The sequence below is a fragment of the Streptomyces sp. NPDC107765 genome (assembly GCF_055657085.1).
This window is the reverse complement of record NZ_JBVKBL010000012.1, coordinates 183156-206107: the sequence shown is the minus strand read 5'-3', so window position 1 is coordinate 206107 and position 22952 is coordinate 183156. Positions and strand designations below refer to the sequence as shown.

General features: G+C 71.9%; 16 protein-coding genes and 1 pseudogene. 9 read left to right on the top strand and 8 right to left on the bottom strand.

Annotated features, from left to right (window positions below; all coding sequences use genetic code 11):
- Nucleotides 1-5 precede the first annotated feature (5 nt).
- From ACZ7MX_RS27460 to ACZ7MX_RS27445, 4 genes are all read right to left on the bottom strand, one after another.
- On the bottom strand, nucleotides 6-935 hold the full coding sequence (locus ACZ7MX_RS27460; protein ID WP_472135899.1) for a branched-chain amino acid ABC transporter permease: 930 nt from the start codon (nucleotides 933-935) through the stop codon (nucleotides 6-8).
- 126 nt (nucleotides 936-1061) lie between these two features.
- Entirely contained in the window at nucleotides 1062-2294 is a 1233-nt protein-coding gene (locus tag ACZ7MX_RS27455; protein ID WP_472135898.1) for a branched-chain amino acid ABC transporter substrate-binding protein, read from the bottom strand.
- Between the two features lie 463 nt (nucleotides 2295-2757).
- Complete coding sequence (locus tag ACZ7MX_RS27450; protein WP_310728064.1) at nucleotides 2758-3231, bottom strand: PaaI family thioesterase; 474 nt, start codon at nucleotides 3229-3231, stop codon at nucleotides 2758-2760.
- 132 nt (nucleotides 3232-3363) lie between these two features.
- Nucleotides 3364-5649: an FdhF/YdeP family oxidoreductase gene (locus ACZ7MX_RS27445; RefSeq protein ID WP_472135897.1), complete on the bottom strand. Its 2286-nt coding sequence runs from the start codon at nucleotides 5647-5649 to the stop codon at nucleotides 3364-3366.
- Nucleotides 5650-5912: 263 nt separating this feature from the next.
- On the opposite strand from ACZ7MX_RS27445, the gene polA reads away from it, so the two are divergent.
- Nucleotides 5913-8630, top strand: a complete 2718-nt coding sequence (gene polA / locus ACZ7MX_RS27440; protein ID WP_472135896.1) for a DNA polymerase I — start codon at nucleotides 5913-5915, stop codon at nucleotides 8628-8630.
- Nucleotides 8631-8713: 83 nt separating this feature from the next.
- On the opposite strand, the gene ACZ7MX_RS27435 is transcribed toward polA, so the two are convergent.
- Nucleotides 8714-9631, bottom strand: coding sequence for a DUF4184 family protein (locus tag ACZ7MX_RS27435; protein WP_472135895.1), 918 nt, complete (start codon nucleotides 9629-9631; stop codon nucleotides 8714-8716).
- A 151-nt stretch (nucleotides 9632-9782) separates the two neighbouring features.
- Here ACZ7MX_RS27435 and ACZ7MX_RS27430 point away from each other — a divergent pair, with 151 nt between their 5' ends.
- From ACZ7MX_RS27430 to pgfA, 3 genes are all read left to right on the top strand, one after another.
- Complete coding sequence (locus ACZ7MX_RS27430) at nucleotides 9783-11579, top strand: lytic transglycosylase domain-containing protein (RefSeq protein WP_472135894.1); 1797 nt, start codon at nucleotides 9783-9785, stop codon at nucleotides 11577-11579.
- Between the two features lie 199 nt (nucleotides 11580-11778).
- A complete protein-coding gene (locus tag ACZ7MX_RS27425; protein ID WP_472135893.1) occupies nucleotides 11779-11913 on the top strand; it encodes an SPW_0924 family protein in 135 nt (44 codons plus the stop codon).
- 18 nt (nucleotides 11914-11931) lie between these two features.
- Nucleotides 11932-12918 carry a cell envelope lipid trafficking protein PgfA gene (gene pgfA, locus ACZ7MX_RS27420; protein WP_472135892.1) on the top strand — a complete coding sequence of 329 codons (987 nt, stop codon included), beginning with the start codon at nucleotides 11932-11934 and terminating at the stop codon, nucleotides 12916-12918.
- Here pgfA and hrpB read toward each other — a convergent pair.
- Together hrpB and ACZ7MX_RS27410 are read right to left on the bottom strand one after the other, a co-directional pair.
- The gene (gene hrpB / locus ACZ7MX_RS27415) at nucleotides 12905-15463 is read right to left on the bottom strand and encodes an ATP-dependent helicase HrpB (RefSeq protein ID WP_472135891.1); all 2559 of its coding nucleotides are present in this window, start codon (nucleotides 15461-15463) and stop codon (nucleotides 12905-12907) included. The genes pgfA and hrpB overlap by 14 nt on opposite strands.
- Nucleotides 15464-15544: 81 nt before the next feature.
- On the bottom strand, nucleotides 15545-16387 hold the full coding sequence (locus tag ACZ7MX_RS27410; protein WP_472135890.1) for a class I SAM-dependent methyltransferase: 843 nt from the start codon (nucleotides 16385-16387) through the stop codon (nucleotides 15545-15547).
- Nucleotides 16388-16761: 374 nt separating this feature from the next.
- On the opposite strand from ACZ7MX_RS27410, the gene rpsA reads away from it, so the two are divergent.
- Nucleotides 16762-18282 carry a 30S ribosomal protein S1 gene (rpsA, locus tag ACZ7MX_RS27405; RefSeq protein WP_472135889.1) on the top strand — a complete coding sequence of 507 codons (1521 nt, stop codon included), beginning with the start codon at nucleotides 16762-16764 and terminating at the stop codon, nucleotides 18280-18282.
- Nucleotides 18283-18476: 194 nt separating this feature from the next.
- Here the strand turns inward: rpsA and ACZ7MX_RS27400 are convergent.
- Nucleotides 18477-19369 (bottom strand): annotated as a pseudogene (locus tag ACZ7MX_RS27400) (right-handed parallel beta-helix repeat-containing protein).
- A 453-nt stretch (nucleotides 19370-19822) separates the two neighbouring features.
- Here ACZ7MX_RS27400 and ACZ7MX_RS27395 point away from each other — a divergent pair.
- The 4 genes from ACZ7MX_RS27395 to ACZ7MX_RS27380 all read left to right on the top strand — a co-directional run bounded on the left by ACZ7MX_RS27395 (nucleotide 19823) and on the right by ACZ7MX_RS27380 (nucleotide 22815).
- A complete protein-coding gene (locus tag ACZ7MX_RS27395; protein ID WP_472135888.1) occupies nucleotides 19823-20776 on the top strand; it encodes a PAC2 family protein in 954 nt (317 codons plus the stop codon).
- 134 nt (nucleotides 20777-20910) lie between these two features.
- Entirely contained in the window at nucleotides 20911-21501 is a 591-nt protein-coding gene (gene coaE / locus ACZ7MX_RS27390; protein WP_472135887.1) for a dephospho-CoA kinase, read from the top strand.
- Between the two features lie 221 nt (nucleotides 21502-21722).
- The gene (locus ACZ7MX_RS27385; RefSeq protein ID WP_472135886.1) at nucleotides 21723-22175 is read left to right on the top strand and encodes a cupin domain-containing protein; all 453 of its coding nucleotides are present in this window, start codon (nucleotides 21723-21725) and stop codon (nucleotides 22173-22175) included.
- 190 nt (nucleotides 22176-22365) lie between these two features.
- Nucleotides 22366-22815 (top strand): tetratricopeptide repeat protein, encoded by a 450-nt coding sequence (locus ACZ7MX_RS27380; protein WP_472135885.1) that lies wholly within the window; start codon nucleotides 22366-22368, stop codon nucleotides 22813-22815.
- Nucleotides 22816-22952 lie beyond the last annotated feature (137 nt).

The window sequence follows — 22952 nt, the reverse complement described above, 5'->3', positions numbered from 1 at the left end:
CGGTATCACGCCCGATCCGCGACGCGTTCGCCCAGCAGGCCTTGTGGCCGCAGGAGGAGTACGAGGATGAGGAGGACGAAGGCCCAGACGTCCTTCCAGGCTCCGCCGCCGAATTGCTGCATGCCGGGGATTTCCTCGATGTAGGCGGTGGCGAGGGCTTCGGCGATGCCGAGGACGACGCCGCCGAGCATGGCGCCGTAGATGTTGCCGATGCCGCCGAGGACGGCGGCGGTGAAGGCTTTGAGGCCCATGATGAAGCCCATGCGGAATTGGACCTCGCCGGTGCGCAGTCCGTAGGCGACGGCGGCGACGCCGGCGAAGGCGGCGCCGATGGCGAAGGCGAGGACGATGATGCGGTCGGTGTTGATGCCCATGAGCTTGGCGGTGTCGGGGTCCTGGGCGGTGGCCTGCATGGCGCGGCCGCTGCGGGTGCGGGCGACGAAGAAGCCGAGGGCGATCATGCACAGGGGGGCGGCGATGAGGACGAAGAGGTCGCCGCGTTGGACGGTGGCGCCGAGGATGTCGAGGGCGTGGCCCTTGAACTGGGGGAAGACGCGGGCTTGTTTGCCGTCGGGGTACCACTTCCAGATGGCTTGCTGGAGGGCGATGGACAGGCCGATGGCGGTGATGAGGGGGGCGAGGCGGGGGGCGCCGCGCAGGGGGCGGTAGGCGAAGCGTTCCGCCGCGATGCCGACGAGGACGGATACGACGATGCCGCCGATGAGCATGACCGGCAGGGCGAGGGCGAGGGAGGTGCCGGTGGGGAGGGCGAGGTAGACGCTGAGCGCTCCGAAGCCGCCGACCATGAATATCTCGCCGTGGGCGAAGTTGATGAGCTGGACGATTCCGTAGACCATCGTGTAGCCGATCGCGATGAGTCCGTACATCGCGCCGAGGATGAGTCCGTTGGCCAGCTGTTGCGGCAGTTCGCTCACCGCAGGGCCTCCGTGGTGTGAACAAGCACGGGTGGGAAGTCGGGGGGTGTCCCGGTGTGCCGCGGGCCGCGCCAGGGTCGTTCGTGGCGTCCTGGCGCGGCCCGGGGGAGTGGTGGTGCGGTGGCGTCAGCTCTTGTCGAATTCCTTGAACGGAGCGCTGAAGCGGGCGGCCCAGTCGCCCTTGTCGACCTGGTAGGCGGTGATCATGGTGTTGGTGGTGTCGCCGTATTTGTCGAAGGCGACCTTTCCGGTGACGCCGTCGAAGGTGACCTTGTTCATGGCGTCGGTGACCTGCTTGCGGGCGTCCTCGGGGAGCTTGCCCTTATTGGCGTCGACGACGCTCTTCACGGCCTGGATGAGGGCCCAGGTGGAGTCGTAGGTGGAGCCGCCGTACGCCTCGTAGGGCTCCTTGAACCCGGCTGCCTTGTAGTCGGCGATGAACTTCTTGGCGGAGGGGAGTTGTTCGACGGGCTTGCCGACGGAGGAGGCGTAGTCGCCCTGGGCCTTCTTGTTCAGCTTGATGTAGTCGCCGCTGTACATGCCGTCGCCGCCCATGAGGGGGACGGTGACGCCGCCGTCCTTGAGCTGCTGGCTGAGGGGGCCGGAGGCGGGGTATTCGCCGCCGTAGAAGACCAGGTCGGGTTTGGCGGATTTGACCTTGGAGACGACGGCTTTGAAGTCGCGGTCGTCGGGGCTGACGTGTTCGGTGCCGACGATCTTTCCGCCGAGTTTGGCGAACTGGTCCTTGAAGGAGGAGGCGAGGCCGACGCCGTAGGTTTTCTGGTCGTCGATGACGTAGGCCTTCTTGGCCTTGACCTTTTCCCAGGCGTACTGGCCGTCGAAGGCGCCTTGCACTTCGTCGGTGGTGGCGGTGCGGAAGTAGGTGGGGAATTGCCGGACGCGCTTGTTCTTCTTCCAGTCCGGGCCCTGGGTGAGGTCGGGGGTGGTGTTGGCCGGGGAGATCAGCGTCAGGTTGTTCTGCTTGGAGACCTGCTGCATGGACTGGGCGACGCCGGAGTTGAGGGGGCCGACGATGCCGAGGACGTCCTTGTTGCCGGCGAGTTTGGTGGCGTTCTGCTGGCCGACGTTGGGCAGTGCCTTGTCGTCGAGGGCCTGGAGTTTGAAGGTGACGCCCTTGACTTCGTTGTTCTTGTTGGCGATGTCGACGGCGAGCTGGGCGGAGTTGCGTATGCCCAGGCCGAGTGCCGAGAGTTCGCCGGTGGTGGGGGCGTCGAGGCCGATGACGACGGTGGTTTTTCCTTCGCCGTCTTTGTTGTTGTCGCCGCGAGAGCCGCACGCGGAGAGCGTGAGGGCGCCGGTGGTGACTGCGGTGATGAGGAGCAAGGAACGGTGACGCACGATCAGTCCTTTCCCTGGCGCGGCCACGGCTGTCGCATGGCCGATTCGCGCGCCGGGCTGCACGGGTGGAAACGGGTCCGTGCTCGCAGCGCGCCCGGCGGCGCGGTGACTGGCGGTGACTCTAGAGCGGTGTTCGTCGCGTCGGCAGAGGCGCTGGCCAGGATGTGACGCTCTTGTTATGACCAGCGATGAGTGTTTTGCCGTCATGGTCCTTACAGGTGGAGCGAACGCGGCGCGGAAGGTGAACACGCACTTCCGTGGGTGGTTGCGCGGTGCGACCGCCGGAGGGCGTCCGGCTATCGGAGGGGGCGGGCCGGGGCCTGTGGTGGCACGGGGTCCGGGGTGTGCGGGTTGAGGCGGTATTGCGCGCGCGTTACGCAGCGTTACGGAAATGCGTGCGGCCCCGCACCCTGGGCGAGGGGCGGGGCCGTGGTGGTGGGCGGCGTGGGCCGTCCTGATCCGGTCAGCTGCGGTAGGCGTCGGTGTCGACGTCGCGCAGCATGCAGGTCAGCCGGGCGGTGCAGACCCGCTTGCCGTGTTCGTCGGTGATGACGACCTCGTAGGTGGCGGTGGAGCGGCCGCGGTGTACGGGGGTGGCGACGCCGGTGACGAGGCCGGAGCGGACGCCGCGGTGGTGGGTGCAGTTGAGGTCGACGCCGACGGCGAGTTTGGTGGGGCCGCCGTGGAGCATGGAGCCGACGGAGCCGAGGGTTTCGGCCAGTACGGCGGAGGCGCCACCGTGCAGGAGGCCGTAGGGCTGGGTGTTGCCCTCGACGGGCATGGTGCCCACGACGCGGTCGGGTGCGGCTTCGGTGACCTGGACGCCCATCCGCTCGCCGAGGTGTCCGGCGGAGAAGAGTGCGGGCAGGTCGATGCCGAGTCCGGCCCACCGGTCGAGGGTCTCCTGCGGGAATTTGGTGGTGGTCTGCTCACCCATGCCTACGGCTCCGTTCGCTCGCCCGTGATCGTCGTCGATCCGTGCCCGTTCCTATCAGGCCGCTGAGCGAGCGCTCAGCGCGGGGTGGGGTGTTCCCGGCGGCCGGCGCGGTGCCGGCCGCCGTGGTGGGGGTCAGTCGGTGGCGGTCTTCTCCAGGCGGATCACCACGGACTTGGATGCGGGGGTGTTGCTGGTGTCGGCGGTGTGGTCGAGCGGGATGAGGACGTTGGTCTCGGGGTAGTAGGCGGCGGCGCAGCCACGGGCCGTCGGGTAGTGCACGACGCGGAAGCCGGGGGCGCGGCGTTCGCTGCCGTCGGTCCATTCGCTGACCAGGTCGGTGTAGTCGCCGTCGGCCAGGCCGTGGGCGCGGGCGTCGTCGGGGTGCAGGAGCACCACCCGGCGGCCGTTCTTGATGCCGCGGTAGCGGTCGTCGAGGCCGTAGATGGTGGTGTTGTACTGGTCGTGCGAGCGCAGGGTCTGCAGCAGCAGCCGGCCTTCGGGGACGGTGGGGTATTCCACGGGTGCGGCGGTGAAGTTGGCCTTGCCGGTGGCGGTGGGGAAGCGGCGGCTGTCCCGGGGGGCGTGCGGCAGGGCGAAGCCTCCGGGGCGGGCGACCTTGGTGTTGAAGTCGTCGAAGCCGGGGATGACGCGGGCGATGCGGTCGCGGATCGTGGCGTAGTCCTTCTCGAACTCCTCCCACGGGGTGGCGCTGGCGGGGCCGAGGACGCGGCGGGCGAGGCGGGCGACGATGGCGGGCTCGGACAGCAGCTGGGGGCTTGCCGGTTCGAGGCGGCCGCGGGAGGCGTGCACCATGCCCATGGAGTCCTCGACGGTCACGAACTGCTCGCCGCCGTCCTGGCGGTCGCGTTCGGTGCGGCCGAGGGTGGGGAGGATCAGCGCGCGGGCGCCGGTGATCACGTGCGAGCGGTTGAGTTTGGTGGAGACGTGGACGGTGAGCCGGGCGCGGCGCATCGCGGCCTCGGTGACGTCGGTGTCGGGGGTGGCGGAGACGAAGTTGCCGCCCATGGCGAAGAACACCTTGGCCTCGCCGTCGCGCAGGGCGCGGATGGCGCGGACGACGTCGAGGCCGTGTTCGCGCGGGGGCGCGAAGCCGAATTCCTTCTCCAGGGCGTCGAGGAACGCGGGGGCGGGCCGTTCGAAGATGCCCATGGTGCGGTCACCCTGGACGTTGCTGTGGCCGCGGACGGGGCAGACGCCGGCGCCGGGGCGGCCGATGTTGCCGCGCAGGAGGAGGAAGTTGACGACTTCCTGGATGGTGGGGACGGAGTGCTTGTGCTGGGTCAGGCCCATCGCCCAGCACACGATGGTGCGCCGGGAGGCGAGGACCATCTCCAGGGCGCGTTCGATCTCGTCGCGGGTCAGGCCGGTGGCGGCGAGCGTGGCGTTCCAGTCGTCGTCGGCCTGCGCCGCCTGCGCGAACTCCTCGAAGCCGTGGGTGTGTTCGCGGATGAAGTCCGTATCGAGGGCGCCGTCGGTGGCGAGGATCCCGCGGTTGAGGGCGCGGAAGAGGGCCTGGTCGCCGCCGAGGCGTACCTGGAGGAAGAGGTCGGTCAGGGCGGTGCCGCCGCCGGCCAGTCCGCGCGGGGTCTGGGGGTTCTTGAAGCGTTCCAGGCCGGCTTCGGGCAGCGGGTTGATCGAGATGATCTTGGTGCCGCCGGCCTTGGCCTTCTCCAGGGCGGTGAGCATGCGGGGGTGGTTGGTGCCGGGGTTCTGGCCGGCGACGATGATCAGGTCGGCCTTGTAGAGGTCCTCCAGCAGGACGCTGCCCTTGCCGATGCCGATGGTCCCGGTGAGGGCCGAGCCGGACGACTCGTGGCACATGTTGGAGCAGTCGGGCAGGTTGTTGGTGCCGAATTCGCGGGCGAAGAGCTGGTAGAGGAAGGCGGCCTCGTTGCTGGTGCGGCCGGAGGTGTAGAAGACGGCCTCGTCGGGGGAGTCGAGGGCGGTCAGCTCCTCGCCGATGATGTCGAAGGCGCGCTCCCAGGTGACCGGGGCGTAGTGGCCGGCGCCTTCGTCCAGGTACATGGGGTGGGTGAGGCGGCCCTGCTGGCCGAGCCAGTAGCCGCTGCGGGTGGCGAGGTCGGCGACCGGGTGGGCGGCGAAGAAGTCCGGGGTGACGCGGCGCAGGGTGGCCTCTTCGGCGACGGCCTTGGCGCCGTTCTCGCAGAACTCGGCGGTGTGCGGTTTGTCGGGCTCGGGCCAGGCGCAGCCGGGGCAGTCGAAGCCGTTGGGCTGGTTGACGCGCAGCAGGGTCAGGGCGGTGCGGCGGACGCCCATCTGCTGCTGGGAGATCTTGAGGGCGTTGGTGATCGCCGGCATTCCTACGGCGGAGTGCTGGGGTGCGCTGACCTGGGGCGCGTCCTGGACGGGGTCGGACGCGGGCGGCTTGCCTGCCATGGCGCTCTCCTGTGAGCCGTGAGCTGGTGCTCGCTCCGCCGGCGCGGCGGATCGTTGTCGTGCGCATCCGATCCTGTCACGGACCGGGGCGGGCGGTGCAGGGGAGTGCGGGCGGCGTGCGGGGGAGGGCCGGCTGGAGCGGGCGCCGGGGGCCGGGGCGAGGGGTGCCCGGGGCGTGCGGGGCAGGGGGGCGGAGGCTGCCGCGGCGGGGATTGTCAGTGGGCCGTGGCAGGATCGGGGGCGTGGCAGCAAAGGCAGCGAAGATGAGCGAAGCGACCGGCACCGAGGCGGCGGCGGGCGGTCGTCCCCGCCTGCTCCTCATGGACGGACATTCCATGGCATACCGGGCGTATTTCGCCCTGCCCGTGGAGAATTTCACCACCGTCACCGGCCAACCGACCAATGCGATCTACGGCTTCGCGTCGATGCTCGCGAACACCCTGCGTGACGAGGCGCCCACGCATTTCGCGGTCGCCTTCGACGTCTCGCGCAAGACCTGGCGCTCCGAGGAGTATCCGGAGTACAAGGCGAACCGCTCCAAGACCCCCGACGAGTTCAAGGGCCAGGTCGAGCTGATCGGTGAGCTGCTCGACACGATGCGGGTCAAGCGCTTCGCGGTGGACGGCTTCGAGGCCGACGACGTCATCGCCACGCTCACCGAGCAGGCCGTCGCCCAGGGCTTCCACGTCTCCATCGTCACCGGCGACCGGGACTCCTTCCAGCTGGTCTCCGACGACGTCACGGTCCTCTACCCCACCAAGGGCGTCTCGGAGCTGACCCGGTTCACCCCCGAGAAGGTCTTCGAGAAGTACGGCCTGACCCCCGCCCAGTACCCGGACTTCGCCGCGCTGCGCGGCGACCCGTCCGACAACCTCCCCGGCATCCCCGGCGTCGGCGAGAAGACCGCCACCAAGTGGATCAACCAGTTCGGTTCGTTCGCGGAACTGGTGGAGCGGGCCGACGAGATCAAGGGCAAGGCCGGTCAGAACCTCCGCGACCACCTGGAGTCGGTGAAGCGCAACCGCGTGCTGACGGAGATGGTGCGCGATGTGAAGCTGCCGTGCGGCCCCGAGGAGTTGACCCGCGAGGCGTACGACCGCGAGGCCCTCAAGGTGTTCCTCAACGCCCTGGAGATCCGCAACCAGGGCCTGCGCGACCGGCTGCACGCCGTCGACCCCGGCTCCGTGGAGAGCGCCGAGGAGGCCGCGCCGGCCCCGGGCGTCGAGGTGGACGGCACGGTCCTGGCCACCGGCGAGCTCGCCCCGTGGCTGGCCGAGCACGCCACCGGACCGCTGGGCGTGGCCACCGTCGACGTCTGGACGCTGGGCAGCGGCAGCGTGGCCGAGGTGGCGCTGGCCACCCCGCAGGGGCCGGCCGCCTGGTTCGACCCCGCGCAGCTGGACGAGGCCGACGAGCAGGCGTTCGCCGCCTGGAGCGCCGACCCCGAGCGCCCGAAGGTGATGCACAACGCCAAGGGCTTGATGCGGGTCTTCGGCGAGCACGGCTGGCGCATCGAGGGCGTCACGATGGACACCGCCCTCGCCGCCTATCTGGTCAAGCCCGGCCGCCGCTCCTTCGCGCTGGACGCCCTCTCCATCGAGTACCTCGGCCGGGATCTCGCCCCGGCCGCGGCCGGCGACGGCCAGCTGGCGTTCGGCGCGGACGAGCAGGCCGAGGCGGACGCCCTGATGGCGCAGGCCCGTACGGTCCTCGACCTGGGGACGGCGTTCCAGGCGAAGCTCGCCGAGGTCGGCGCGGCCGATCTGCTGCGCAATGTGGAGCTGCCGACCAGTGATCTGCTGGCCCGGATGGAGCGGGCCGGTATCGCCGCGGACCGGGGCTGGCTGGAGCGGATGGAGCAGCAGTTCGCCGGGGCGGTCGCGCAGGCCGTCAAGGAGGCGCACGCCGCCGCGGGCCATGAGTTCAACCTCGGCTCGCCCAAGCAGCTCCAGGAGGTCCTCTTCGGCGAGCTGGGCCTGCCGAAGACCAAGAAGACCAAGACCGGTTACACCACCGATGCCGACGCCCTGGCCTGGCTGGCCGCGCAGACCGACAACGAACTCCCGGTGATCATGCTCCGCCACCGGGAGCAGGCCAAGCTGCGCACGACCGTCGAGGGCCTGATCAAGACCATCGGCGCGGACGGCCGTATCCACACCACCTTCAACCAGACCGTCGCCGCCACCGGCCGGCTGTCGTCCACCGACCCCAACCTGCAGAACATCCCGGTGCGGACGGACGAGGGCCGGGCGATCCGCCGCGGCTTCGTCGTCGGCGAGGGCTTCGAGTCGCTGCTGACCGCCGACTACAGCCAGATCGAACTCCGCGTGATGGCCCACCTCTCCGAGGACGAGGGCCTGATCGAGGCGTTCACCTCCGGCGAGGACCTGCACACCACCGTCGCCTCCCAGGTCTTCTCAGTCGCCAAGAGCGCGGTCGACCCGGAGATGCGCCGCAAGATCAAGGCGATGTCCTACGGCCTGGCGTACGGGCTGTCGGCGTTCGGCCTCTCCCAGCAACTGGGCATCCAGCCCGACGAGGCCCGCAAGCTGATGGACACCTACTTCGAGCGGTTCGGCGGGGTGCGCGACTACCTCCGCCGCGTCGTGGAGGAGGCCCGCGCCACCGGCTACACGGAGACGATGCTCGGTCGCCGCCGCTATCTGCCGGACCTCAACAGCGACAACCGCCAGCGCCGCGAGATGGCCGAGCGGATGGCGCTGAACGCCCCGATCCAGGGCACCGCCGCCGACATCGTCAAGATCGCGATGCTGCGGGTGGACATCGCCCTGCGGGCCGCGGAGCTGCGGTCCCGGATGCTGCTCCAGGTCCATGACGAAATCGTCGTCGAGGTGGCCCCCGGCGAACGCAAGCAGGTCGAGGAGCTGGTCCGCCGCGAGATGGCCGACGCCGTCGAGCTGAGCGCCCCGCTGGACGTCTCGGTCGGCTCGGGCAAGGACTGGGAGTCGGCGGCGCACTGACGGGAGCGCGGCGGGGCGCACCGACCGGACGCGGCGGGCCGGGGCGGGCCGGGGCCGGGGCCCCGGTGCCGCGCGGACCTGCCTCAGTCGGCGGCGGGCACCGCCTCCCGCGGGTCCGCCGCCGCACCGGTCCGCGCGGCGGGCAGCGGGCCGTCGGCCGGCCGTCCGCGGCGCGCCCGCCGGTCCAGCAGCCGTACCGCCAGGCCGTGGAGCAACAGCCCGACGGTGAGGCCGGCGCCCGCGCCGAAGAGTGCGGACGGCAGATAGTCGAACCACACCGCCGCGTCGCCGTAGTCGGCGTGCGCCCGCAGGACGCGGTCCACCGCGCCGGCCAGGACGCACGCCGACAGCGGAAGGGCGAGCAGCAGCCGCAGCCGTACGGACAGCGCGGGCACCGTGGCCGCGGCTGCGGCCCGGACGGCGGGGTCGGCAGCCCCGGCGGCCCGTAGTGCCGACCACCCGAACCACACCAGCGCGGTCATCGCCAGCGCCGAGGTGCCGTACTGCAGATACGTCGGCACCGGCCAGCCGCCCACGACCCGGTCCAGGCCGGGCACCAGCCGCGTCCCCCAGCGGCCCGGGTGGGTGAAGGCGTCCCACACCACATGGGTCGCCGAGCCGAGCACCGCGGAGAGCACGAACCAGCCGGTCAGCGCGGCGAGTTCACGGGGTCCGCGGGCACGCCACGGGCGGCCCCGGACGCACAGCGACACCCGCCCCCGAAAGGCCGCCGGCAGCAGCGCCAGCAGCGGGTCGCGCACCAGCAGCCAGCCGCCGACCAGCGCCGCGGTGATCAGCACATCGACGGTCAGCACCCCGGACAGCGCATGGGTGACCGCGCCGAACTCCATCCCGCCCGGCACCAGCGTGTCCGCGTAGTACGTCATGTCCGGCGCGAACGACCCCGCCACCAGCGCCGAGGCGACCAGCCGGCCGCGGGCCGTACCGGTCCGCCGGACGACCGGCAACACGGCCGCGGCATGGCTGAGCGTGAACGGCATGGCACCACCCCTCGTTCGATTCAGATCATTATGTGTCCGATGAGGTGGTAGATGCCGGGCCCGAGTTGTCGTAGTGTCGCCTGAGTTGGAGCGCCGGGGAGCGCGACACCGCGTCAGAAAACGCGGTGCGTCAACGCGGAGGGGACCACGTATGGCAGCCACATTCCGGCGGCGGCTTCGCAGGGGAGCGGCCTCGACGGCCGTGGCGGCGTTCGTCCTCGCCGCCCTGACCGCCTCCCAGTCGCCGGACGCCACCGCGAAGGCGGCCAAGGAACAGGAACCCTCCCCGCCGGTCGACACCCCCATCGACGGCGGCGCGACGTACTACTCCGACCTGCCGCCGCACAACAGCCCGGCGCCGCCCCGCCGTTCCTCCCACTCCCACCCCGACGGCGGCACCCACGTCATCACCGGGCCCGCCCAGGCCGGCATCCCGGCCACCGTCCTGGCCGCTTACAAGAAGGCCCAGTCCCGCCTCGACGCCGAGGACCCCGGCTGCCGGCTGCCCTGGCAACTGCTCGCCGGTATCGGCAAGGTCGAATCCGGCCAGGCCGGCGGCGGCGCGGTCGACGCCGACGGCACCACCCTCCGGCCGATCCTCGGCCCGCAGCTCAACGGCCACGGCTTCGCCCGCATCCTCGACACCGACGGCGGCCGCTTCGACGGCGACACCACCCACGACCGCGCCGTCGGCCCGATGCAGTTCATCCCCTCCACCTGGGCCGAGGGCGGCCCGCAGCACGGCGGTTGGGGCGCCGACGGCAACGACGACGGCAAGAAGGACCCCAACAACGTCTACGACGCCGCGCTCGCCGCTGGCCGCTACCTCTGCGCCGACGGCCGCGACCTGTCGGACCCCCGCGACCTGGACCGCGCCGTCCTCGGCTACAACGACTCCGCCGACTACCTGCGCACCGTGCTGTCCTGGTACACGTTCTACCGCAAGGGCACCTACGAGGTGCCCGACGGCCACGGCGTCCTCCCGGCACACCACCGCGGCAGCCACAAAACCGGCAATGGGCACGGAGGTTCCCGCCCCGGCGGTGGGACCGGCCAGGGCCGGTCCCACGGCAAGGGTCCCGGCACGCCCGCCAAGCCCCGGCCGGAGCCCAACGGGCCCGCCCGGCCCGGCGGTTCCGTTTCCGGCCACACCCCGGGCACCCCCACCCCGAAGCCCACCCCCGGCACCCCCCGGCCCGGCACCCCGGCACCCGCCGAGCCCGGCCCCGTCACCGCCCTCGCCCGCGTCGGCGGCCAGGACCTGACCGCCATCGCCGGCACCGACTTCGCCACCGCGCCCCAGGTACGCGCCAAGGACGCCGCGGGCAAGCCCGTCGCCGGCGCCCGGATCCGCTTCACCCTCCCCGCCGGCACCGACGCCCGCTTCCCCGGCCACGCCACCACCGCCACCGTCACCACCGGCAAGGACGGCCTGGCCACCGCGCCCACCCTGCACGCGGGCGAACGGACCGGTGACTTCCGCCTCCGGGCGACGGCCGTCGGCCGCACCCTGCCCGCCGTCACCTTCGACGCCACCGTCAAGGCCAGGCCGGCGCCGAAGGCCGACACCCTCACCCGCACCTCGGACAAGGAGCTGACGGCCACCGCCGGCCATGCCTTCGCCGAGGACGCCGTCGAGATCCAGGCGACCTACCAGGGCAAGATCGCGGCGGGCGTGCCGGTCACCGCGACCATGGTCACCGACGACCCCGACAATCCGGTGGAGAACGACCGGGGCCCCTACTTCAAGGACCCGAAGGCCACCGACGAGAACAAGGACAAGCCGGTCCGCACCCTCGCCGGGCTGACCACGGACGCCGACGGCCTGCTGAAACTCCCGAAGATCTACACCGACTCGCACACCGGGACGTTCCTGCTGCGGCTGACCACCGACGACGGCGCCGTCCTCACCGTCAAGCTGAAGGTCGCCGCCCCGGCCGCCTCCTGACCACACCGGCGGCCGGCGACCCCGGCCGCAGCCCCCGGCCGGACCGGCACCCCCGCCCGGCCCGCACCGCCGTCCTGCCCGCCGTCCCGGGCAGGGCGGCGGTGCCCCATGCGCCCGGGCGGCACCTGTTCTCATCTCGGCCGCCCGTTGCTACGGTGCCCCCGCCCTGACGCCGTATCAGATATGCCGGGAGGCGACCATGCGCGCCCTGATTGCCGCCGCGGCCGGACTGGCCGCCGCACTCGCCCTCGTCCTCACCGTCACGGCCGCCGGCGCCCCCAGCGGCACCACCTCACCCAAGCCGCTGCTCACCACCGTCCCCGCACACCCCTGAGGGAGGGACGCCCCCGCCATGCGCCGCACCGCCAGCCTGGTACTGCTCGCCTTCGCCGTCTTCTTCACCGCACTCTCCCCGCTGCTGCGGTGGTACGCCTTCCCGCGGCTCGCCAAGATCCCGCCCGGCCAGTACCAGGACATGGTCCTGGAGGCCCGGCCCGCCACCCTCATCGACTACGGCACCATGAAGGCCAGAACGGTCCCCAAGGTCACCGTCGTCCAGACCCTCAAGGGCGACGTCGCCGCCTCCGACCGGATCGAACGGACCGCCGGCCGCGACGTCGTCGTCTGGGACACCCTCTCCTACGTCGCCGGACCCGACGGCAAGATGGTCTCCGCGGTCCCCGAGCGCTACATCTTCGACGCCCACTCGCAAGAACCCGTGCACGCCACCGGCGAGATGGTCGACGGCGACCCCGTGCACCGCACCGGCATCGAGTACAAATGGCCGTTCCTCACCGAGAAACGCGACTACACCTACTTCGACGCCCAGACCCGCACCTCGGCCCCCATCCACTACAAGGGCACCCGCACCTTCCGCGGCCTGGAGGTCTACTACTTCGAGCAGACCATCCCCTGGACCAAGGTCCCGCTGCCCAAGAAGATGCCGGTCAAGGGCATCACCCCCGCGTCCGTCGAGAAGATGGGCACCACCCGCTGGTACACCACCAAGCGGATGTTCTGGGTCGAACCCGTCACCGGTGCCCCCGTCAACGGCGAGGAGGTCCACCGGGAAGAGCTGCGCGGCGGCGACCTGCTGCCCGGCGGCGGCAAGGTCACCGCCTTCGCCGGCCACGTCAGGATGCGCGCCGACTACGTCGACGCAACCGTGGCCCTGGTGACGTCCCAGCGCACCCTCGTCCTGCTCCTGACCAGCTACCTCCCCGAGGGATTCCTGACCCTCGGCGCCGCACTGCTCGCCCTGAGCCTCCACCTCGAAGCCCGCAGCCGCCGCCCGGCCACCCCGACGACGGACGCGGAACCCGCCCTCAGCCCCGCCTGAGCCGCGCGGAGGTGTGCCGGGTCGGCTCGGCCGCCGAAGGATCCTCCGGCCAGGGATGCTTGGGATACCGGCCGCGCAACTCCGCGCGCACCGCGCGGTAGCCGTCCCGCCAGAACGACGCCAGATCGGCCGTGACCGCGGCCGGCCGCCCCGCCGGCGAGAGCAGATGCACCAGCACCGGCACCCGCCCGCCGGCTATGCGCGGCGACTCCTGCCAGCCGAACAGCTCCTGCAGCTTCACCGCCAGCACCGGCTGCTCCCCGCCGTAGTCCACCCGCACCCGGGAACCGCTCGGCACCTCGATGCGCTCCGGCGCCAGCTCGTCGAAACGGGCCGCGTCACCGGTCGCCCAGGGCAGCAGCCGGGCCAGCGCCGTCGCCGTGTCGACCCGCTCCAGATCGGCCCGCCTCCGCGCCCGGCCCAGCTCGACCCCCAGCCAGTCCTCCACCCGCGCGAGCAACGCCGCGTCCGAGACGTCCGGCCACGGCGCGCCCAGCTCGCGGTGCAGGAACGCCATCCGCTGCCGCACCGCCACCGCGCCCGGAGGCCACCGCAGCAGCCCGAGCCCTTCCCGGCGCAGCCCCGCCACCACGGCCTCCCGCACCAGCTCCGGGTCCGGCGCCGACAGCGGCCGCACCGCCAGCTCGATCGCCCCCAGCCGCTCCACCCGCCGCGCCACCACGTCCCCGTCCGACCAGCGCACCTCCTCACCCGACGAATACAGCGCCCGCGCCGCCGCACACGCCGTGTCCTCGTCGATCACCGCCGCCAGCCGCACCCGCGCCGACGCCGCGGCCACCGGCCGGTCCGCCACCGCGACCGCCAGCCACCGCGCGTCCCGCAGCCGCGAACCCTCCCCGCCCGGTTCGGCACCGGTGCCCGACGCCATCAGATAGCTGCCGGCCCCGCGCGCCCGGGCCACCCGCTCCGGGAACGCCAGCGCGGCGACCAGCCCCGCCACCGCGTCGTCCGGCGCGCCCCGCCCCGCGCCCGCACCACGGGGCGCCTCCCCGGCCCCGGCCGCGCCGGGCTCACCGACCGCCGCCGCCAGCCGCCGCGCCTCCTGCCGCCATCTGGCGGCATAGCCGTCCCCGCCCCGGCGCGCGGTGCGCCAGGCCTCCGCCAGATCGTCCCCGTACGCGCGCGGCGGCTCCTCGCTCAGCAGGGCGACCACCTCCGCCGCCCGCCGCACCCCGACCTCGGCGGAGCCGTCCAGCAGCGCCCGCGCCAGCCGGGGGTGCACGCCCATCCGCGCCATCCGAAGGCCCCGCGGCGTCGCCCGGCCCTCCGCGTCCACCGCGCCGACCGCCGTCAGCACCTCCCGGGCCGCGGCCAGCGCCCCGGCCGGCGGCGCGTCCAGCAGCGCCAGACCGCTCGCGTCCGGATCGCCCCAGCACGCCGCCTGCAACGCGAACGCGGTCAGATCGGCCACCCTGATCTCCGGGTCGGGGAAGGCCGGCAGCCGCCCGTCCTCGCCCTCCGCCCAACAGCGGTAGACCACACCCGGCGCCTCCCGCCCGGCCCGGCCCGCCCGCTGCCGGGCCGCCGCCCGGGACGCCCGTACGGTCGTCAACGCGCTCAGCCCCCGCGCATGGTCCATCCGCGGCACCCGCGCCAGCCCGCTGTCGACCACCACCCGCACCCCCGGCACGGTCAGGCTGGACTCCGCCACCGAGGACGCCAGCACCACCCTGCGGACGCCGTCCCCGCCCGCCAGTACGGCGTCCTGCACCTCGGCCGGCGCCCGCCCGTGCACCTGCAACACCTCGGCGTCCACCCCGGCCAGCTCCCCGGCGACCCGCCCGATCTCCCCGACACCGGGCAGGAAGCACAGCACATCGCCGGTCCGCTCGCGCAGCGCCCGCCGCACCACGCCCGCCACATGCGTCAGCAGCGCCGGATCGACCCGCAGGCCGTGCGCCGGCCGCACCGGCCGCTCCGGGGGCGCCCACACCGTCTCCACCGGATGCGACACGCCCGCCGCCACCACCACCGGGGCCGGTCCCGACGCCCCGCCCAGCAGCCCGGCCCACCCCTCGGCGTCCGTCGTCGCCGAGGCTGCCACCAGCCGCAGTTCCGGGCGGAGCGTCTCCCGCACGTCCAGCAGGAACGCCGCGGAGGTGTCGGCGTCCAGATGCCGCTCATGGCACTCGTCCAGCACCACGACATCCACCCCGGCCAGCTCCGGGTCGCGCTGCAGCCGCTGCAGCAGCACGCCGGTCGTCACGACCTCCACGGTCGTACGCGGCCCGGCCCGCCGCTCACCGCGCACCGTGAACCCCACCCGGTCACCCACCTGCTCACCCAGCAGCCAGGCCATCCGGCGCGCCGCGGCCCGGGCCGCGATCCGCCGCGGCTCGGCGACCAGCACCCGCCGGCGCGGCCCGCCGTCGGTCAGCCCGGCCAGGTCCAGCGGCACCAGCGTCGTCTTGCCGGTGCCCGGCGGGGCGCACAGCACCGCGCTGCCGGCCCCGTCGAGGGCGGCCCGCAGCGCGGGCAGGGCGGTCCGTACGGGCAGCTGGGCGAGGGCGTCACGGGCGATCACAACCCCCAGTCTGCCGCCCGCCACCGACAACGCCGCCCGCCGCCGGCGACGCCGGACCGCCCCGGCTACCGGCAGGGGCTGCTACGCCTCCGCCTCGCACACGAAGATCGCCGTCCCCGGGATCAGATGCCCGCGCAGCGGGGACCAGCCGCCCCACTCCTGGGTGTTCCACTCCGGCCATTCCGGTTCGACGAGGTCCAGCAGCCGGAACCCGGCCGCGACCACGTCCCGCACCCGGTCTCCCAGCGTCCGGTGGTGCTCCACGTACACCGCCCGCCCGGTCCCGTCCTGCTCGACGTACGGGGTGCGGTCGAAGTAGGACGCCGCCACCGACAGCCCCTCGGGCCCCGGCTCGTCCGGGAAGGCCCAGCGGATGGGGTGGGTGACGGAGAAGACGAACCGCCCGCCCGGTCGCAGCACCCGGCGCACCTCGCGCAGCACCTGTACGGGATCGGCGACGAACGGCAGCGCCCCGTATGCCGAACAGGCGAGATCGAAACTGCCGTCGCGGAAGGGAAGCGCCCCGGCGTCCGCCTCCACCAGCTCGGTGGCCATGACTCCTGGCGTCCCCGGCGTCCCCGGTGCGGCATCGGCGATCCGCAGCGCGTGCTGGAGCTGCCGGTGGGAGAGGTCCAGCGCCACCGGGAGCGCGCCCTGCGCCGCCAGCCAGCGGGAGCACTGCGCCGCGCCGGCCCCGATCTCCAGGATCCGGCGGCCCTTCAGCTCGGCGACCGGCCCGAGCAGCGCCGCCTCCGCCTCGTCCAGCCCCTCAGGACCCCACACGAACCGGTCGTCCCCCAGGAACGCGCCGTGCTCGCTCTGGTACTCGTCCGCGTGACGGTCCCACCAGCCCCGATTGGCCCGGCTGCTCTCCGTGTCCGAGGCGTCACGGCGGGTCGCCTCCGGCTCGTGGTCTTGGTTCATCGCGCCCGTCGTCGTAGTCTTCGCTCTGCTTGTTGCTGCAGGGACTGTGAGGCCACTCGGCCTCGCGGAACATCGCGTGTGCCGGTTTTGGGGCGCTCTGCCCCGGGTGTGCGCGTTCGCGCATTGACCGTGTCCGGCTGCCCCCGTATGCTACAAGTTGCGCTGCGGGCTTGCGCGCCTCAGACGGAGCAGGCCGCGCTCGCATCTGTATGCACCCCTCGGTTTTGAGGCGTTTTGAGCGGCTCCGATGCTTCGGCATCCACGAGCCTCCTCAGAAAACGTCTCTGACACTGTCCGGCTTATGCAGAGGCGATACGGGCTCTCGGCGTAGCAGTACCTACGACTTCAATGTCCGTACCGGAGCCCTTTCCCACATGACGAGCAGCACCGAGACCACCGCCACCACCCCGCAGGTTGCGGTCAACGACATCGGTAACGAGGAAGCTTTCCTCGCCGCGATCGACGAGACGATCAAGTACTTCAACGACGGCGACATCGTCGACGGCGTCATCGTGAAGGTCGACCGGGACGAGGTCCTGCTCGACATTGGTTACAAGACCGAAGGCGTCATCCCGAGCCGCGAGCTCTCGATCAAGCACGACGTCGACCCCAACGAGGTCGTCGCCGTCGGTGACGAGATCGAGGCCCTCGTCCTCCAGAAGGAGGACAAGGAAGGCCGCCTGATCCTCTCGAAGAAGCGCGCCCAGTACGAGCGTGCCTGGGGCACCATCGAGAAGATCAAGGAAGAGGACGGCATCGTCACCGGTACCGTCATCGAGGTCGTCAAGGGTGGTCTCATCCTCGACATCGGCCTCCGTGGCTTCCTGCCGGCCTCCCTGGTCGAGATGCGCCGCGTCCGCGACCTTCAGCCCTACGTGGGCAAGGAGCTCGAGGCCAAGATCATCGAGCTGGACAAGAACCGCAACAACGTGGTCCTGTCCCGCCGCGCCTGGCTGGAGCAGACCCAGAGCGAGGTCCGCCAGACCTTCCTCACCACCCTCCAGAAGGGTCAGGTGCGCTCCGGCGTCGTCTCCTCCATCGTCAACTTCGGTGCCTTCGTGGACCTGGGTGGCGTCGACGGTCTCGTCCACGTCTCCGAGCTGTCCTGGAAGCACATCGACCACCCGTCCGAGGTTGTCGAGGTCGGCCAGGAGGTCACGGTCGAGGTCCTGGACGTCGACATGGACCGCGAGCGCGTGTCCCTGTCGCTCAAGGCGACCCAGGAAGACCCGTGGCAGCAGTTCGCCCGGACCCACCAGATCGGTCAGGTCGTCCCGGGTAAGGTCACCAAGCTCGTTCCCTTCGGTGCGTTCGTGCGCGTCGACGAGGGCATCGAGGGCCTGGTCCACATCTCCGAGCTGGCCGAGCGCCACGTCGAGATCCCGGAGCAGGTCGTCCAGGTCAACGACGAGATCTTCGTCAAGGTCATCGACATCGACCTCGAGCGCCGTCGCATCAGCCTCTCGCTGAAGCAGGCCAACGAGTCCTTCGGTGCCGACCCGACGGCGGTCGAGTTCGACCCGACCCTGTACGGCATGGCCGCGTCCTACGACGACCAGGGCAACTACATCTACCCCGAGGGCTTCGACCCCGAGACCAACGACTGGCTCGAGGGCTACGAGACCCAGCGCGAGGCGTGGGAGAACCAGTACGCCGAGGCGCAGCAGCGCTTCGAGCAGCACCAGGCCCAGGTCATCAAGTCTCGCGAGGCCGACGAGCAGGCTGCGGCCGAGGGCGCTGCGGCGCCGGCGGCGCAGGGTGGCGGCCAGGCCGGCGGCGGCAACGCCGGTGGCGGCGGCTCCTACTCCTCGGAGTCGGCGGACAACTCCGGCGCCCTGGCGTCGGACGAGGCCCTTGCCGCGCTCCGCGAGAAGCTGGCCGGCGGCCAGAGCTGAGCTCGCGCCGGTAGGCAGTAGCTGATCGACGAAGGCCCGTTCCCCTCGGGGGGCGGGCCTTCGCCGTGCCGTCGTGCCGTCGTGCCGTCGTGCCGTCGTGGTGTTGCGGTGTCGCGGTTTCGGGTGTTGGTCGGGGTCCGGCCACGGCGTCCGGCGCGTCGGTCGGCCCGTCAGTCGGCGCGTCAGTCGGCGCGTCAGCCCACGGGGACGCCGGGATTGGCGACGCCGCGGCCGCCCGTGACGGTGTTGTCCCCCGTGATGGTGACCGGGCAACCGGAAGCGTCGTAGTCGGTGATGTTGAAGCCGTAGCGTCCGGATCCGGTGGCGCCGCTCAGATCGGACCGGTTGCCCCGGAAGACCGTGCCGCAACCCCGGCCCGGCTGCTGGCTGTGGGTCTCGTAGCCGTTGTTGCTGGTGTGCCTGCCCGTGTTGTTCTCGACGAGCACCTTGTTGCCCTTGATGTCGACCCATGAGTCGTCGAAATGGGCGCCCGTCAGCCCGCTCCCGTCGAAGGTGTTGCCGCTGATCTTCGCGCCGGTGGTGCCCTCCTTGATGTCGATGTTCTCGCCGCCGACCCCGGGGCCGATGGTGTTGCCGAGGATCTGCACGTTGTCGCTCTTGTCGTCGGTGCCGCCCGCACTGCCGACGTAGACGCCCTCGCCCATCCCGCTGCCGTTCTTGCCGGTGTTCCGGATGATCGAGTTCCTGATGACGCCGTTCTTGCTGGACTTCCGGAAGTGCAGGCCCTCCATGTCCAGGTCGTGCACGGTGACGGAATCGATGACGACCCCCTCGCGGCGTCCCTCACGATCCCCTTCTGGCCGCCGGTGACGGTGATCCCCTTGACGGTCCAGTAGGAGGCGCCGTTCACATACAGGCCGTAGCCGCCGCCCGCGGTGAGCACTGCCCGGGGCGAACCGGTCAGCGTGATGCGGGAGGTGGGGGTCCCGGCGGCGGTGAGGGCGTCCTTGAGCTCCCCGGCCGTCGAGACCTCGACGACGCGGACGGTCGCGGCCGGCCCGGGCCCAGCCAGGGGGCCGGCGGCGGCCGGAGCGGCCAGCGGGACCAGCGAGGCGGCGCTCAGCAGTACGGCGCCGGTACCTCCGCACACACGGACACGTGCACCGCTCGGACGGCTGGTTCGGCAGGCTTCTCGGGGGCGGGTCGGTGCGCCTCTCACTCGGTATCGCCATGGGCTCCAACTTCCTTCTTGTATGTGAACATTGAGCGGTTTTATGAACCTCGGTAGGTCGGGCTGACGGTAGAGGTGGGAGGCGGGTGCGTCAAGGCTTCAACCGGGGAGTGGGGGCAGCTCAAGTCGCATGCGGGGGAGGCAAGTTGGGGCCACATTCCTGAATGGCAAGAGGGAGAAGGCCGGGCCCTCCCGAAGTAGCGCACGGCAGGGGACGGCCTGTCGCGGAACGGTGGGGTCCGGCGGTGGCGGGAACTGTCCGGTACGGGACCGGGTCATATCCACGGGCGGGAATGCCGGCGGGCGACCGCGCGTTGCCGTTCATGAGAACGAGGAGGAGCGGTCACTGTGTTGGATCCCCAGGGGTTGTACGAATGGGAGCCGAGCGGGCTCGCGGAGGTCGAGGCGTTGGCCTCCAGGGACTCCGCCGGACTGGTGCTGCTGTACCACTTCGACGGGTACATCGACGCCGGTGAGACCGGCGATCAGATCGTCCGTCGGCTGCTGGACGGCCTGCCGCACCGGGTCGTGGCCCGCTTCGACCACGACCGCCTCATCGACTACCGCGCCCGCCGCCCGCTGCTCACCTTCGAGCGCAACCGCTGGAGCGCCTACGAGACGCCGAGCATCGAGCTGAGGCTGGTGCGCGACACCACCGATGCACCCTTCCTGCTGCTCTCCGGCCCGGAGCCGGACGTCGAGTGGGAGCGCTTCGCGGCCGCCGTGAAGGAGATCGTCGAGCGTCTCGGGGTGCGTCTCTCGGTCAACTTCCACGGCATCCCCATGGGCGTTCCGCACACCCGCCCGGTCGGCATCACCCCCCACGGCAACCGCACCGACCTGATGCCTGGGCACGCCAGCTTCTTCGACGAGGCCCAGGTGCCGGGCAGCGCGGAGGCGCTGATCGAATACCGCCTGGCGGAGGCGGGGCACGATGTGCTCGGCGTGGCGGCGCATGTGCCGCACTACATCGCCCGCTCCGCTTACCCGGACGCCGCGCTGACGGTCCTGGAGGCCGTGACGGGGGCGACCGGCCTGGTGCTGCCCGGCCCGGCGCATGCGTTGCGTACGGAGGCGCTGCGCACCCAGGAGGAGATCGAGCGGCAGATCTCCGAGGGCGACGAGGAGCTGGTCGCGCTGGTCAGCGGGCTGGAGCACCAGTACGACGCGGTGGCCGGTGCCGAGACCCGGGGCAGCCTGGTGGCCGAACCGGTGGAGCTCCCCTCGGCCGACGAGATCGGCCGGGAATTCGAGCGCTTCCTGGCGGAACGGGAGGGCGACGGCGGCGGACCCGGCGCCTGACGCCCCGCCCCCGCCCCCTCCGCGTCTCCGGGCCCTCGCCCGGCCTCCCCAGTCCTCCCCGGGCCTCCCCGGCCCCCTCCCGGATCTCGCTTCCCCCGCAGCGGCCCGCTCCGGGCACCGTATAGCGTGGGCCCATGGTGAAGGTGGGGCTGACCGGCGGCATCGGCGCGGGCAAGAGTGAGGTTTCACGACTGCTGGCGTCGTACGGCGCGGTCATCGTGGACGCGGACAAGATCGCACGCGAGGTCGTCGAGCCGGGTACGCCCGGACTCGCGGCGGTGGTCGAGGAGTTCGGGGAGGACGTCCTCGCACCGGACGGCACGCTGGACCGCCCCAAGCTGGGCGGCATCGTGTTCGCCGACCCCGCGAAACTCCAGGCGCTCAATGCGATCGTGCACCCCTTGGTGGGTGCGCGGTCCGCGGAACTCGAGGCATCGGCGGGCCCGGACGCGGTGGTCGTGCACGACGTCCCCCTACTCACGGAGAACGGCCTGGCGCCGCTCTACGACCTGGTGGTGGTGATCGACGCCGCCCCCGAAACCCAGCTGGACCGCCTGGTACGGCTGCGCGGCATGACGGAGGACGAGGCGAAGTCCCGAATGGCCGCCCAGGCCACCCGCGAACAGCGACTCGCGATCGCCGACCTCGTCATCGACAACGACGGCCCTTTGGAGGCCCTGGAACCCCAGGTCCGCAAGGTATGGGAACGCCTGCGCAACGCTTGAGGCCACCGCAGTGACCTGTCCGGACCCGGAGGGGGATGGGTGCGGGGCTGGCTGAGGCGACGTGCGTCGGGCCGGTGGGCGGGAATGGGGGCGGGGCTGGCTGGGGGGACCGGTGTCGGGGCGGCGGGCGGGAGCGGGTACCGGCGCCGCTGGGGGGCGGGTCCCGGCCGGGTGGGGGAGTGGCTGCCGGGCTCGAACAGGTGGGCGGTACCCTCGCCGCCATGACTGCTGCTTCCGATCTTGACGCCAAAGCCCCGGCCGACGAGCCCGCGGCCGAACCGGTGGCTGAGCCCGTCTCCTCACCTTCCGCCGCCGAATCGGCGCCTCCCTCTTTCGTCGTGAACATCCCCGGCGTCGCGGACGCCGACCTGGAGCCGGAGCCGCTGGACCCCTCGCAGATCGTCTCCGGTGCGCCCGAGGTGACGGGGAAGGTGCTGTGGGAGTCTCCGGACGGCCGGCAGATCCGCGGTATCTGGCAGATCACGCCGGGTGTGGTGACCGACACCGAGGCCAACGAGCTGTTCGTTGTCGTCAGCGGACGCGCCACCATCGAGGTCGAGGGCGGCTCGGTCCTCGAGGTGGGCCCCGGCGACGCCTGCATCCTCCGCGAGGGCGACCGCACCCGCTGGACCGTCCACGAGACGCTCCGCAAGGCGTACCACATCAGCCTCTAGCGGCCCTCTGGCGGCATGACCAGGAGGGCAGCGGAGGGTGGGCCCGGCCGAGCGTCCCTGGCTGGCTCGGCTCCGCCGGGGCCGGGGAATGCCGTGAGCGGCAGGGTTGTTGTGGCCCCTGGTAACGCCGTACGGTCCGTGGCGGATGCATGCCTGCACCGACGGCGACGCCGGTGGAGAGGAGTAGGCCGTGCCCGAGAGCAGCCCCGAGACACATGTCATCGACTTTCGTGCCGCGGAGCAGCTGCTGGCTGCCCGCGACCCCCGCGGCGCGATCCGGTTGCTGGACTCGGTCATCACCGCGCATCCGGAGAACACCGCGGCCCGCCTGCTGCGCGCACGTGCCTTCTTCCTCGCCGCCCAACTACGGCCGGCGGAGCTCGAGTTCCAGATCGTGCTGGAGCGCGAGCCCGACAACGCCTTCGCCCACTTCGCGCTCGCCCGCACCCTGGAGCGTGCTGCCCGTCCTGACGAGGCGCTCCGCCACTTCCGGCTGGCGGCGGCCCTCGATCCCCGCCCGGAGTTCATCCAGGCGGCCCGCTTCGCCCCGGACGCCACGGACAACGGTGACCGGGCTCCTGGTGACCGGGCTCCGAAGGACACTCCCGGCCGGCCGGAAGGCGACGTGGGACCGGAGTAGGTAGGGATCCGAACTCGGGACCGAGTAGGTAGGGACGGAACCGGAGGAGGGGACGCCGGCCCGCCGCCGGCAGCGACGTTCGGCTGCCCCGCCTCCCCACGTACGGCCTGCGACCGATCGCTTCCTACGGCCGCCTG